The sequence below is a fragment of the Nocardia sp. NPDC057440 genome (genome assembly GCF_042802915.1).
GTDB lineage: Bacteria > Actinomycetota > Actinomycetes > Mycobacteriales > Mycobacteriaceae > Nocardia.
This window is the reverse complement of record NZ_JBHVDF010000002.1, coordinates 480,792-493,381: the sequence shown is the minus strand read 5'-3', so window position 1 is coordinate 493,381 and position 12,590 is coordinate 480,792. Positions and strand designations below refer to the sequence as shown.

Annotated in this window: 20 protein-coding genes; 19 read left to right on the top strand and 1 reads right to left on the bottom strand. The window is 58.4% G+C overall.

The window, feature by feature from the left end:
- Positions 1 to 89: 89 nt before the first annotated feature.
- The 19 genes from ACFU4Z_RS05435 (at position 90) to ACFU4Z_RS05345 (ending at position 12,007) form a co-directional block, all read left to right on the top strand.
- Positions 90 to 746 (top strand): dATP/dGTP diphosphohydrolase domain-containing protein, encoded by a 657-nt coding sequence (locus tag ACFU4Z_RS05435; RefSeq protein WP_379059956.1) that lies wholly within the window; start codon positions 90 to 92, stop codon positions 744 to 746.
- Positions 743 to 1,111 (top strand): hypothetical protein, encoded by a 369-nt coding sequence (locus ACFU4Z_RS05430; protein ID WP_379059955.1) that lies wholly within the window; start codon positions 743 to 745, stop codon positions 1,109 to 1,111. Before ACFU4Z_RS05435 ends, ACFU4Z_RS05430 begins: the two co-directional genes overlap by 4 nt.
- A 232-nt stretch (positions 1,112 to 1,343) precedes the next feature.
- On the top strand, positions 1,344 to 1,718 hold the full coding sequence (locus ACFU4Z_RS05425; protein ID WP_379059953.1) for a hypothetical protein: 375 nt from the start codon (positions 1,344 to 1,346) through the stop codon (positions 1,716 to 1,718).
- Positions 1,715 to 2,047: a glutaredoxin family protein gene (locus ACFU4Z_RS05420; protein ID WP_379059951.1), complete on the top strand. Its 333-nt coding sequence runs from the start codon at positions 1,715 to 1,717 to the stop codon at positions 2,045 to 2,047. Before ACFU4Z_RS05425 ends, ACFU4Z_RS05420 begins: the two co-directional genes overlap by 4 nt.
- 2 nt (positions 2,048 to 2,049) lie before the next feature.
- The gene (locus tag ACFU4Z_RS05415) at positions 2,050 to 2,418 is read left to right on the top strand and encodes a hypothetical protein (protein ID WP_379059950.1); all 369 of its coding nucleotides are present in this window, start codon (positions 2,050 to 2,052) and stop codon (positions 2,416 to 2,418) included.
- A 20-nt stretch (positions 2,419 to 2,438) separates the two neighbouring features.
- Entirely contained in the window at positions 2,439 to 2,801 is a 363-nt protein-coding gene (locus tag ACFU4Z_RS05410) for a hypothetical protein (RefSeq protein WP_379059948.1), read from the top strand.
- Between the two features lie 4 nt (positions 2,802 to 2,805).
- On the top strand, positions 2,806 to 3,150 hold the full coding sequence (locus ACFU4Z_RS05405) for a WhiB family transcriptional regulator (RefSeq protein ID WP_379059946.1): 345 nt from the start codon (positions 2,806 to 2,808) through the stop codon (positions 3,148 to 3,150).
- Between the two features lie 34 nt (positions 3,151 to 3,184).
- Positions 3,185 to 3,484 carry a hypothetical protein gene (locus ACFU4Z_RS05400; protein WP_379059945.1) on the top strand — a complete coding sequence of 100 codons (300 nt, stop codon included), beginning with the start codon at positions 3,185 to 3,187 and terminating at the stop codon, positions 3,482 to 3,484.
- Positions 3,474 to 3,977 (top strand): hypothetical protein, encoded by a 504-nt coding sequence (locus ACFU4Z_RS05395; RefSeq protein ID WP_379059943.1) that lies wholly within the window; start codon positions 3,474 to 3,476, stop codon positions 3,975 to 3,977. The genes ACFU4Z_RS05400 and ACFU4Z_RS05395 overlap by 11 nt, the downstream gene beginning before the upstream one ends.
- Positions 3,974 to 4,240 carry a hypothetical protein gene (locus ACFU4Z_RS05390; protein WP_379059941.1) on the top strand — a complete coding sequence of 89 codons (267 nt, stop codon included), beginning with the start codon at positions 3,974 to 3,976 and terminating at the stop codon, positions 4,238 to 4,240. The genes ACFU4Z_RS05395 and ACFU4Z_RS05390 overlap by 4 nt, the downstream gene beginning before the upstream one ends.
- On the top strand, positions 4,237 to 4,797 hold the full coding sequence (locus ACFU4Z_RS05385) for a hypothetical protein (RefSeq protein WP_379059940.1): 561 nt from the start codon (positions 4,237 to 4,239) through the stop codon (positions 4,795 to 4,797). Before ACFU4Z_RS05390 ends, ACFU4Z_RS05385 begins: the two co-directional genes overlap by 4 nt.
- Positions 4,794 to 5,117, top strand: a complete 324-nt coding sequence (locus tag ACFU4Z_RS05380; RefSeq protein ID WP_379059938.1) for a hypothetical protein — start codon at positions 4,794 to 4,796, stop codon at positions 5,115 to 5,117. The genes ACFU4Z_RS05385 and ACFU4Z_RS05380 overlap by 4 nt, the downstream gene beginning before the upstream one ends.
- The gene (locus tag ACFU4Z_RS05375) at positions 5,110 to 5,445 is read left to right on the top strand and encodes a hypothetical protein (protein ID WP_379059937.1); all 336 of its coding nucleotides are present in this window, start codon (positions 5,110 to 5,112) and stop codon (positions 5,443 to 5,445) included. Before ACFU4Z_RS05380 ends, ACFU4Z_RS05375 begins: the two co-directional genes overlap by 8 nt.
- A gap of 205 nt (positions 5,446 to 5,650) precedes the next feature.
- On the top strand, positions 5,651 to 7,966 hold the full coding sequence (locus ACFU4Z_RS05370; RefSeq protein WP_379059935.1) for a bifunctional DNA primase/polymerase: 2,316 nt from the start codon (positions 5,651 to 5,653) through the stop codon (positions 7,964 to 7,966).
- Positions 7,967 to 9,006: 1,040 nt separating this feature from the next.
- Complete coding sequence (locus ACFU4Z_RS05365) at positions 9,007 to 9,441, top strand: endonuclease VII domain-containing protein (protein WP_379059933.1); 435 nt, start codon at positions 9,007 to 9,009, stop codon at positions 9,439 to 9,441.
- Positions 9,438 to 10,049: a metallophosphoesterase gene (locus ACFU4Z_RS05360; protein WP_379059931.1), complete on the top strand. Its 612-nt coding sequence runs from the start codon at positions 9,438 to 9,440 to the stop codon at positions 10,047 to 10,049. Before ACFU4Z_RS05365 ends, ACFU4Z_RS05360 begins: the two co-directional genes overlap by 4 nt.
- Entirely contained in the window at positions 10,046 to 10,294 is a 249-nt protein-coding gene (locus tag ACFU4Z_RS05355) for a hypothetical protein (RefSeq protein WP_379059930.1), read from the top strand. Before ACFU4Z_RS05360 ends, ACFU4Z_RS05355 begins: the two co-directional genes overlap by 4 nt.
- A 223-nt stretch (positions 10,295 to 10,517) precedes the next feature.
- Positions 10,518 to 10,763 (top strand): hypothetical protein, encoded by a 246-nt coding sequence (locus ACFU4Z_RS05350; RefSeq protein ID WP_379059928.1) that lies wholly within the window; start codon positions 10,518 to 10,520, stop codon positions 10,761 to 10,763.
- Positions 10,764 to 11,248: 485 nt separating this feature from the next.
- Complete coding sequence (locus ACFU4Z_RS05345; RefSeq protein WP_379059926.1) at positions 11,249 to 12,007, top strand: hypothetical protein; 759 nt, start codon at positions 11,249 to 11,251, stop codon at positions 12,005 to 12,007.
- Here the strand turns inward: ACFU4Z_RS05345 and ACFU4Z_RS05340 are convergent.
- Positions 11,997 to 12,491: a hypothetical protein gene (locus ACFU4Z_RS05340; protein ID WP_379059924.1), complete on the bottom strand. Its 495-nt coding sequence runs from the start codon at positions 12,489 to 12,491 to the stop codon at positions 11,997 to 11,999. The genes ACFU4Z_RS05345 and ACFU4Z_RS05340 overlap by 11 nt on opposite strands.
- Between the last annotated feature and the right edge of the window lie 99 nt (positions 12,492 to 12,590).

Sequence of the window (12,590 nt, the reverse complement as noted above, 5' to 3'; positions counted from 1 at the left end):
CGGTCTACCCACATACGCACGACACGGAATCCACTGCCCGAAATTCTGGAAGAGAGAAGAGGAATGAAAGCGAACGGACCCGACAACTCATGATCAACGAAAACGGCCGATACGTCAGAATCTCGGATCGGCAATGGGAGGCACTCAACCCTCCGGCGCGCACGCACCGATGCCCGGGCTTGCCGAACTGGGTGTACTCCAACAAGAAATGTCCTGGCGCAGATAAGTGGACTCATGATGATGGCAGCTTCTTCGAACTTCTCCCGAACGGGCAATGGGCGTTCAACAAGGCGGAGGAAAGCGAGCTCGACTGGAAAACACATGGTAAGCCGACATACTCACGACCAGAGTATAGCCAATATAGAACCTCCAGGGCTGCTACGGCACCGGCGTCGGGTGAAGTTCGCACGACCAGCTCTACTGGCGGGCAAAAGGGCGTAAAGCCTCAACGGTATTCGCTGATCCCACCTGCGGCCTTGAACGCCATCGCCATGCATTTCGGCAAAGGTGCTGAGAAGTATGACGATCACCAGTGGCGCAAAGGCTACGAGTGGAGCAAGTCCTTTGACGCGATGATGCGCCACGCCTGGGCGTTTTGGGAGGGGCAGGACGACGACCCCGAAACCGGAACTCCCCACTTGGCCGCTGTCGTCTTTCACGCAATGGTTTTGCTGACCTTTGTGGACGAACACCCCGATTTCGACGACCGACCTAGCCGCATTAGCGAACCAAGGACAAGCGAATGAACAAGGCAGTACAAAACCTGAAAACCGCCCTGGAAACTCTTGAGAACGGAAACAGGTGGACCCGATACACCATGAAACGAACGGGGCGGCGCGGCGAACTCCACTACTGTGCGCTCGGAGCAATGGCCGTAGCTGAATACGGAGGAGATTCTGAGTCAAACTTCCAGCGAACACAGGTCGAGGCTATTCCGGGCATTGAAGAGCTGGGTCGCGCCGCCAAGTTGGAAGCACGGGAGGGCGAATTCGCTCTTGACCCATGCGCGGTCGGTGCAATCGCCAATTTTAACGACAACGTAGCCGCCGGTTTCAGTGACATCGAAGCGGTTTTTCTGAAGGCAATCGAGTACGCAGGAGAAGGCAAGTGACACGCGAAAAGAGTGGGCCCGCCAAGAAGTGGGTTTGGCTGCTGACCCAGGACGGCAAAGACGTTGGAGCATTCCACTGGGTGAACAACTGCCAAGGCTTTGTCCGAAAGCTGACCGGTTCAGAGCAGGATTGGCGAAACGTCGATGGCAGGTCGGACAAGCTCGCTACAGCGGATGGCATTTGGGAAGCGCGGAAGGTTGCGTGGATGCCATGGATCGGAGAGGTAAGCGCATGAATAAGACACGAGAGAATCTCGCGATCGCACTCGACCTGATCAACACCGAGGGATGGACGATTGCGGAGCTCTGGGATAGGGATTCCGGTGGCTACTGCCTGCTCGGTGCCATTTATGCGGCACGTACCGGTGCGCGACGCTTTGATCCCAAGGAGGTAGAGGTCGCCGCCTATCAGGATTCTTCGGAGGTTGAGGCGGTTGCTGTCGCACTTCGAGACGAGGGGCACGTGGACGAAGAACAGCTGAATGAATTCCGAGAGGACGGCGAGCTGCACGCCCTGGTCTACACCTTCAATGACATGACTGGTCGCCAGAAAGAGGAAGTGATCGACGTGCTTTCACGGGCTATCGAGGCAGCAGGGCAGGCATGAGCAGCGAAAACCCGATCGAAATCCTGGTGTACAGCAAACCGGATTGTCAGCAGTGCCTCATGACTATGCGCCATCTCGACAAGTTGGGCCTGCCCTACCGGTACTTCGACGTCACTAAAGATGAGCGCGCCTATGACGCCGTGACACTCCTCGGATATCGACAGTTGCCCGTTGTGGCGGTGGGTGATCTTCACTGGTCGGGATATCGGGACGCGAAGCTTGATCGACTCGCCGAAATCTATTCCACGGCAGCGAATATCACGAACCTCGAAGCGACAGCTGTGCAGTACCTCACGGACGAAGACGCGGCCCTGGAATCGGAGACTTAGCAATGAATAAGACACGAGAGAACCTCGCCATAGCCTTGGACCTCATCAAGACCGAGGGGTGGGCGGTTGCCAATCTCCAAGACAAAGAATCCGGAGGTTATTGCCTGCTCGGTGCCATTTATGCAGCACGCACCGGCAAGCGAGACCTCGAGAATTTTACAGAGGACGGCTATCAGGATTCCCCAGAGGTTGATGCGGTTGCCGTCGTGCTCCGGAACATCGGGCAAGTGAATGAAGATCGGCTTAATCGGTTCCGCGAGGATGGCGAGCTGTACGCATTGGTCTACGGCTTCAACGACATGACTGGTCGCCGGATAGAGGAAGTAATCGACGTTCTGTCCAAGGCTATCGAGGCGGCCGGGCAGGCATGAACGAAGGACTCCCGCTGTGGATGCGCAATCCCGAAGGCGTGATCGACCCATTCCTCGATAACGAAGGCGTGGACCGGCGCGAGCTGCGAATTCGCGAGATGAAGTTTCCACCCGAGATGCGCATGAGTGGTTCCAGGCAGTCTCTCCGGGATGCGTATCTCGGCCGGATGATGCTGAACTCCGCGATTCAACGACCACGTATCGCGGGCATCGGTGCCATGTGGGATGTCGCTACTCGCGAGAACGGTCGAGCCCAGCTGAACCGGCTCATCTTGGAGCTTGAATCGAAGCTCGGCCCCGAAGAGTCACAGAAATGCAGGGACGTCGCAGTGGAGATCTTCTCGTGGGTCATCAACGAGCGCCGTAACGGCCGAACCGGGTGAACAAATGAAGCAGGCCCATCTGGAGCTGGCCCAATGTCGGGAAATCGGACTCGAAGCCTTTTGCGGCTATGAAGTGACTCGGGGCAATCGTGAGCTCGGTCGTTACGCACGAGGTCTTTGCGGAGGCTGTCCCGTTATCACCGAATGCGCCAATGAAGCCCTGGACCTGGAAGACGTCGGCACCATCCGCGCTGGAGTGGCTATCGGCGATCAACAAACCTGGCGGGCTCGGGCGGCACTCGAATTCTGTGCGGCTCACGGCTATCCGGCGACCAGTCTCGACGTGGCGGTGCAGTGGGGATTGAAGTACGGAGTTCGCCCTCGCTCGAATGCTGGACCCCGGGATTGACAACTCGTATGACACAAATGGAAGGGAGACGAAAATGATTGGAACCACAATCGCAATGCTGGTCGGAAGCTTTTCGGGGGCACTGCTCGCCGCTTGGGCTATCGAGGTGAAAGAGGATTTGCGGCACCGCCTGGAAGAGCGTCGAGCCAAGAAGGCGGCCCTGCATTTCCACAACGGTGGCCGTGTTGATATCAGCGCGGAGGATGGGAGTGTCGCGGCTCAGCATATCGGTTCGGTGTCAATGCCAACCGCGACAGTAACCGACCTGTCTTCACGAATGCACGGAATGGGATGGCGCTACAAAGACCAGAAGGACGAGGACCGTGGAGTTTAAGAACGTCTACCTGGTCGTCCGGATCGACTATGAAGACCAAGAAGTAGTTCGAGCATTCCTGGATCGTGAAGAGGCCGAGGAGTTCGCCGCCACCTATACCCAGCACGAGAATTGGGTCGAGGTCGAGGAAATGGCCATCTCCTACACGGCCCCTGATGCTGATGCGTGGTGGGAGGCTCGTGCAACGCAATACAAGACCGGCTTCCATCCTCCTTATACAAATATCAACAAGAAGGTGTTCTGGAGCGATGAGCAGCACTCCCCCTATCCAGAATCTGATCCGGCGATTCAGGTGACCGGCGACGAGCATTCCCATTATTCGTCCATCACTGTTTGGTCGCGCGACAAAATGACCGCCGAATCGATCTTGTCGAACAAGGTGGCGCAGCTGTGGGGCAATGAAGCCGAGGATGCTGCCATCGCCGAACGAAAGCGCAAGGCCATGGAATTCGGTGCAATGTTCGGATCTCTGCTGGGAAGGATTCAGGAATGAACGACAATTATCAGCAGGCATTTGGTCAAGCATTGACAGCCCTGGGCGAACTCATGCGAACAGGCACGCCGGAAGAGCTTTTCAACAACGGTAAAGACGCCACCCAAGGTTTGACCGATGAAGGCGAGCGTCGATACATGGAGCTTCTCCACGAAGTCTATCCGGACCTGGCAAAGGGTATCGCCCATCAAGTGGATTCGACGCCAAGCGGATGGTCTCACCCTCAGCGCCAGTACTGGACCCGGCCGAAAGAAGAGAAGTGAAGTCTAAGCCGCGCATCCGAAACCTGAATTCCAACTTCAGTGCGAACAACCCATACCGATTCACTTTCCCGTGGGCGGTCTCGTTCGGCACCAGAACGCATCTCTTTATGACCTTCGAAGAGGCCAAGGAGGGACTTGCTCTCTTGCTCTCCGAAGAAGCGGCCCCCACGCCCCCCTCCGCCCCGCCCGGATACATGAAAATGGCCGAGAAGCTGGACCGATACAGGGGTGACATCACCGGCGCGGATTCCAGCCATCCGGTGAGATTGAACCTGGAAACAGCCGACAAGCTCGAAGACGCAAATTTGGTATCGAGCAAGGTTCGGGACAGCGAAGACCGCCACATCCTCGCACTCGATATCGACTTTCCGGCAATGCTGGTTCCATCGTCCACACCGGGCCATCACCACCTTTACATCGACAAAGAGATGTCGTGGCCGCAACTAGAGCTAGTACTTCAAACCCTGTCGTACGCGGGAATTATCGAAGAAGGTTATGCGGCGGCATCCATCGAGCGTCATCAAACCAACTTGAGGACCCCCTGGGAGCGCAAATGACTACCGCACACGACGTACTCGGCAAGGCCATCGAATCCATCGAGAAGCGCGGCTGGACGCGAGGCATGATGTACGACTACGACAGCGGCACTGCTTGCGCATTGGGGCATATCGGCCTCGCCCTGATCGACCTGCACGTGACCGGAGAAGAGGCGAAGACCCTGCACGACCAGGCTGAGCGGCTCCTTCTCCGGCAGGTGACCGACCCCCACGACCCGTTCTGTGGATCGATCCCGTTCTTCAATGACGGGAAAGGGCGAACCAAAGAGGACGTCGTGCTCGCGTTCAAGCATGCAATGGAAGCGGCGGCCAATGAGTGATGACGAACTCTTCGCAAAACTGGTCGCGCATCACTGGATCAAAGTCGATTTCCGAGACCTGCGCGAATGTGGGTGTGGTGCCAGGTTCGAGGGCGAGAATGCCCCATCCGACATTCGTCAGCACTTCCTGTCCGAGCTTTTCTCGCTGTGGTCGGCTCATGATGAACGAGGACAAATTCTCGAGGATCGGCGGGCCCAGGTGGACTATTCACTGCTGACCCACGACGAAGACAGTCCGGAATGGCTTTACGCGCTGGGACAGATGGACGTCATCGAAGAAAATATGGCATACGCAATGAACGAACTGTGGGATAGGTACTTGGCATGACGAAACAGGCCCGCCCCTCTTTTTCGACAAAGGTCCGTAAATACGACGGCGTCTGGTGGGTGCTAACCCGCAAAAGGGTCGATCACAGCCTGATATTGGGGCGGGCCTGTTACCCAACCTGGAGGATGGCATTCGATGCGGCCCACCAGGAGGTCCAGTCGGCGCAGCGGCTCGAAAGGATCTTGAAAAAGACGGGGGCGTGGGAATGAGCGACGAACAAGGATATGCGTCGGCGGCACCGCTGTACTGGTCTGCTGGCTGGAAAGGTATTTTGCCGCTGCCTTCCGGTGCCAAGTATCCACCGCCGAAAGACACGACCGGCTACAAAGGCTATTACCCCAGCTGGCCCGACATCATGGCCTGGAGCGACGAACAGCCATCGGGGAACATCGGGCTGCGCCTGCCAAACTCCGTGGTCGGTATCGATGTGGACCACTACTCGGACAAGCGTGGTGGCGACACCCTGGCCAGGGCTGAATCACTGTGGGGCACACTGCCTCCCACGGTTCGATCTACCTCGCGCATCGACGGCAAATCTGGGATCAGGCTTTACCATGTCGAACCGGGTACTCAGCTGGAAACGCTGATCCAGTTCCCCGAGCTCGGTCTTGGCGGTATCGAGGTTGTGCAATTCTTCCACCGCTACTGTGTCGTCTGGCCTTCGCTGCACCCAGGGACTGATCGGCGCTACCGGTGGCTCGATGCGGACGGCAACATCACTGGAGACATCCCTAGGCCCGCGTCATTGCCGCTACTGCCCCAGGGGTGGGTCGATGGTCTGAAGCGCCAAGAAAGTGCGGCTATCACGACCACTGCCGACGTCAACAAGGCGCTCCAGTCTTTGCCTTCGGGACGCTTGTCGCAGCGCGTGAAAGATGCTGTGACCGCTGCCAAGACGGACCTCCTGGCCAATCCCGGCACCCGGCATGACACGACGCTCAAGCATGTCTTGAGGTTGTTGCGCCTCGCCGAGCAGGGTGAACCGGGAATCCAAGACGCGCTTCACCAGCTCGAGGATGAGTTCGTCAAGGTCATCACCAAGGATGGCTCCAGGGATGTCGAGTCTGCGCGTTCCGAGTATCGGCGAATGGTGGCGGGGCAGCGCGGGCACAACCTCATTGCCAGCACCCCCACGGTGGATGAGTACGAGCTTGTCGGCATCCCCAAGCCTGGCGGTGGATTTGGCCAGTCGGTCACCTACGCGGGGTCGGAGCCATCACGGGAGATTCCTGAACGGGCGGTAGTCAACGCCTGCTCAGACGTCGAAGCCGCCTGGATCGAGCACCTGTCAACTGAAGACGGGAACGAATTCGATCGCCTCTTGTTCGCTGATGATGACGAGCCAGCTGCACCCGGCCCCGCTGATGATTGGGCGCAGGACGATTTCGACTTCCTCTTGTTCGCTGATGATGAGCCGGAAGAGGTTGGGCGCACTGGGTTTCGGACGAGCTGGGGCCCGGTGGATATGGAAGCGGTGCTTTCGGGTGATCTGAGCCCTGAAGATCCCGCGTACCTCTACCGCGCTGACGGCAAACCCCTGTTCTACAAGGGCCGGGTAAATTCCCTGGTCGGTCCTCCCGAGTCGGCGAAGTCCTGGGTAGCGCTCATCGCTTGTGTGCAGGCCATCTTGGCGGGTGAGAACGTATTGATCCTGGATTTCGAGGACACGGCAAAGTCCATTGCGGCGCGGTTTCTGGCTATGCAACTTCAGCCGTCGCAGTTGGTGCGCCACCTCGCCTATGCGGAGCCCGATGCAGCCCTGGACAGTGATGCCCAAGAGGACATTGCCGAAGTCTTGGACACGCTGAAGCCCGGGATTGTCGTGGTGGATGGCGTCAATGCGGCTATGACGACCATGGGAATGGACCTTGGAAACAACGTCGATGCCACCAAATTTCACCAGCTCGTATTGAAACCACTTACCCGGGCGAATAGCGCGGTTATTACTATCGACCATGTAACAAAGGACTCCGAAGGGCGCGGAAGTTATGCCATTGGAGCCCAGGCGAAAAAGGCTATGACGGACGGAGCGATGATTGGAGTAAGGCCGATCCATCAATTCGGAAGAGGGCGTCTCGGCGAGTCTGAATTGATTGTTTTGAAAGACAAACCGGGTGGAGTCAGGGCCATTGCGGAGCGCCGAGGAAAGGCCGGATTGGATTATTTGGCGTCAGTAATTTTGGACGCGAGAATCGAGGGAAGAATGGACACACAAGTAATCTTCCGCGAAGCCGAGGAAAATGATGCAACCTCTTCTCCGGAGCGGGCCCTGATCGTCAAGATGATCGAGGTTTCGAAATTCATGGAGACCGAAGATCCGGAAAAGAAAGGGCTCACTTTGCGCGCGATAACAAATGGTGTCCCGGGGCGGAGAATCGATGTGGAAGGTGCGCTTCACCAGCTCGTCCAGATCCATCACGTAGGGGTCGAAACCGGGCCTCGCAGCGCCAAGATTCACACCCTCAGGAGCGCCTACAACGGCCCCGACGCGGACCAGATCTTGGGCTTGGGGGGTGATTGAACGACCGTGTCCCACCGTGTCCCGACTGTGTCCCGCACCGCTTCGGTGACTGTGTCCCGACCGTGTCCCGACTGTGTCCCAGGGCCGATTTTGGACTGTGTCCGAGGGCTGGTGGGCACTACACCCCCCGCTTGGCCGAGTGAGTGTGTCCGGCACTATCCCCCCCCCTTTAGGGGGGTAGTGGCGGGACACGGTCATCGAGGCGGAGGTGTGCCGGGCAAAATCAAAGTTCAGATCGAGAGGTTTCGAGTGTGTCCCAGCGGCGCTCCTGAAGGTGTGGCTGGCGCTCCAGAGGTCCCGGCTGGCGCTCCCAAGCCACGGCGCTCCAAGAAGACCGGACCTCAACCGCGCTACAGGTACCCAGGCCATCTGCGGAACACCAAGCCGAAGCGAGCCCACTGCCACCAATGCGGACTCCAGGTTTTATCAGCGATCTATTCCGCGCTCCCAATACTCCTGGACCCACCGCCTCTTTCGCAATTAGGAGAATTGAATGCGCTTCTACTGAAAAAGAAAACTTGGTTCATTGTCGGCGACAATCTTTACAAAAGAAACACCTGGACAATCAGGACCAGCCCCACCGGACTTGGCGGTTCCATCCACCAGGACCACACCTGCGGGATCGCCCAGCCAACCGGACCCCTCACGAGCTTCCCGCCACCACCACCCACGGAACCGGACTTCTGAGCGATCGGAACCCCCTTCCGGCACCCGACACACCCACACGCCTCGCACGGGCCCCCACCAAGAACAGCGGACCCAGAAACGAGGCCCCCAGTGTCAGCCATCCTCACCCCTCGCGAGATCAACGCGGGCTGGTGGACCGTCAACTGCTGCCAAGGCAAGTACAGAGGCAGCCTGACCAGTCATTGCACCGTTTGCCACCACGCCTTTACCAGCCCGAGCGGCTTCGACAAGCACAGGTACTACGGAAAGTGCCTCGATCCAGCCACAGCCACGGACCGTAGCGGAAAACTGACATTCCGACTCACCAACCGCGAATATCCGTGCTGGGAGCGCAACGAGGATCGCAATTACTGATGGAACGAATTTGCAAGGACTGCGATCCGAATATCAGAAAGCCCAGACCTGCACCCCACCCCGGACCACGATGCGAAACTCATAAACGGGCAAAAGCTAAAGCCGATAAAGCACGCAAGCGCGACCTGGAAATACAAAGGACCTACGGAATATCGGGTGACGACTACCGAGCCATTCTGGAGGCCCAGGGTGGTAAATGCTTTATATGCAGTCGCGCCACCGGGGCCACCAAGAGTTTGTCCGTAGACCACGACCATAAATGCTGCCCCGAAAGAAAGTCGTGCGGCAACTGCGTCCGAGCAATCATCTGCGGAGCCTGCAACCGTGGCGTGCTCGGACACCTGCGAGACGACTCAGACGCACTGCTCCGCGCCATAGAAGTGGTTGTCGCTCACCCGGCGCAGAAGGTACTAGAAGAGAGGAGGGGCCGGTGAGTGGCATTTGGTTCACTTCCGACCTGCATATCGGCCATGCCACGGTGGCCACCACCCGAGGTTTCGACGACGTCTCCAGGCATGACGAGGTCTTGGCCATCCATTGGGACGCGGCGGTCCGGCCGGGCGATCAAGTGTGGGTGCTCGGCGACATCTGCATGAGTAGTCGTGGCAGATCCGATGCCGAAGATCGTGCGCTCGAATGGATCAGCGAGCGTCCCGGCATCAAGCACCTCATCGCGGGTAACCACGACGGCTGCCATCCGATGCATCGAGAAGCCCACAAGTCTCAGCGGAGATTCCTTGAGGTCTTCGAGAGCGTCCAACAGTCCGGGGTTCGGAAGATCGCGGGAGAGCGCGTCAAGCTGTCCCACTTCCCGTTCGATCGAGACCACACCACAGAGATTCGCTATCCGGAGTGGCGCTTCCTTGACGACGGCGGCGTCCTGATTCATGGCCACACCCACGGTGAGATGCAGGTCCACTACAGCGAGTCCACCAAGTCGCTTCAGTTGCACGTAGGAGTCGACGCCCATGGATTGCGCCCGGTACCGCTGAGCTGGGTCGAGCAAGAGATCACTGACTTCTCCGAAATGAGGGGCCGGTGAAGCAGCTCAGCAGGCAAGCAATCGAAGAGGTCGTCGGTCCGGTCGGAGATTGGCAGTGGGCCCTCCTGCGCACCTTGATGACCGATCCGAATGCCAAGCCGATCTACATAGCGAACAGTCGGGGCTACGTGAAGCGCCGGACCGAACGCCTGTTTCTCGAGGGCTATCGATCCATGGGTTATCGCGTTGAAGAGGTACCGGGCGTGGGCCATCGCATTTACCTGCCCGGGGAGGAATCGAAATGAGTAGCGGACAAAAGCCACGTTGGCCCGAGTACTTCCCGCGAATGAAGCGGCGCGGCCAGCATAAGAAGCGTGGGGTCCGGATCGTTTTGTGGACTTCGAATTGGGGCCCGGTTTGGCCGCCCGTCGTACATGTCGATGGTTTTGACTACGACTTGAGGAAAGGCACCCTGACTGTCAACGACAGAACGCTGAATCGTGCCACGGGATACTGGGAGGACCAGTCATGATCAAGGGTAGAACCGGCTGGACCCTCATCATCGGGTTGGTAGCGCTCATCGACTTCACCGCGAAGCCTGGCGAGACACTGTCCGAGGCTCTGTTTCGCGCTCGCCATAAACATCCGGTCTTGGTGACAGCAGCCATCGCGGTAACGGTCTATCACTTCATGGCGGGCGATCACGCAACCCTGAGCCGATACGACTCTTACAAGCTCTTCACGGTACTTCGCGCGATCCACCATGACGGATGAGACGAAACGGTGCACCCGATGCGATAAGGATTTCCCGCTCGAGCGGTTTTCGCGCGGCAAGAACGGTCGTGGCGACAACTTTATCCGGAGCAGCTGCAAAACGTGCGAAAGAATCCCCCGATCGGTGTCACCTCGCACAGTTGCGCCCGGCAAGAGTTATCGGTGCTGCAAATGCACGAAGACGAAGCCGCTAGAGCAGTTCGACATCCAGGGCCGCTCGAATACGGTCCGATCCAGGTGCAAGCCTTGCCAGAAAGAGTGGAATCGCCAGCACTACCTGAGATACGAGGGGGCCGCCCGGAAAAAGGTGCGTGACAGTCTCGCGTATGACTATGCCTTCGCTCGGGACGTTTTGCGGTTCAGTAAGGAAAGGATCGAGGAGTGGCTCAGTGCGGGATATAAGGATCTAGCGCCGGAATCAGTTGCAATGTACAAGCTGCACAATTCGCCGCCATGGCAGCCAGACCCATTGAAAGGAGGAGAAGATGAGCAACCAGACTGACCAGTGTCAAAAATGCGGTGGGGGTTCGGAGTGGCCGCTGTGCTGGTCGTGTGTTCCGAAGCTGCGCCGCCTCCTACTCGACATCTTGGACGTGATCGACGAGTTGGAGATCCAGGTGACCAGACAAAGTGTTGGTGCCAGGAGTGTCGGCTCATCTGGCCATGATGAGCAACCAGTCTTGTTCGACGAGGCGGCGCAGGACGCACTTGATCACCTGCTCGAGACTCTGAAGCCCTGGTGCGTCGAAGTGACCGAGCATCGATTCACAATTTCGGGGAGTATTGACAGGTCCAGCCTTGGCCGGTTCTTCGTCAAATTGTTACTCCACAGTGTTGTTCAACTGTCCAGGAACGAGCGTGCGGGAACCGCCTTCCAAGAGCTTCGCCTCGCGCACAGCAAAGCCTTGGCCGCCGTTGATCGTCAGCGCCAGAAGATCGCTCTGGGTACGTGCGGGTGTGGCAGGCCGGTCCATGCCAGGGAGGGTGCGCTAATCGTCACGTGTAGTTGTGGGCGTGAGTTCGACGTCCAAGGCAGTCGAGAACAGACCCGAGCGTGGACGGAGGACTACCTGATCACGGCGAATCAGGCTGTGGACCTGGGCGAGATCGGGAGTAAGAGGTTCAACGCGAGCACCATACGAAGCTGGGTCCGTCGCCAGCGCCTGAATGCACGGGGGACGGACCCAACGAGCGGGGAAGCCCTGTATCGGTACGGTGACCTGCTCGGCCTGCTCAGCCAGTAGTGGGGATTTGCGCCTTCTCCACACTGAGCGTGAGCGTGCGCTGGAGCAGCCTTATTGCATCGACCGACAAAGGCCGTGGTAACCCATCGGAGTCTCGGCTGGTAAAGATGACCGGGCCGTAGATGACCGGGACTCCGAGGGGCGACCTCAGGTGCTGGACCAGCCACATAGCCCCGAAATTCATCTGGGGGTCATCGGCCAAGACGGCACCGAGGTCGCGCCACAGGTCAATGCCCCCGTCTAAGTGGTCGACCTCTACCTCAGTCGCTGCCAGGAGCCTCTTGATGTGGACGACCGGGCATTCTCGTGCCATCGCCTTGACATGGTCGACCGGCATGAAGAGGCTCATTGCCCTGATCTGGTCATCTGACAGCCCGGGGGACAGGTCCGTGTACCGCACGTCGGACGTAGCGGTCAAGATCAGCGCGTCATACATCGGTGGTGGGTCGGGCGCTTCCGTTTCCTGGGAGGGACGGTTCTTCATGGGTGCTTCATCCTTCACTGGGAGGTAACCCGGTCTGTTTCAAATCGCATGCCCAGTTCGCTCGTTACATGCCCGGAACAGACCGGATAACCCTCTTTA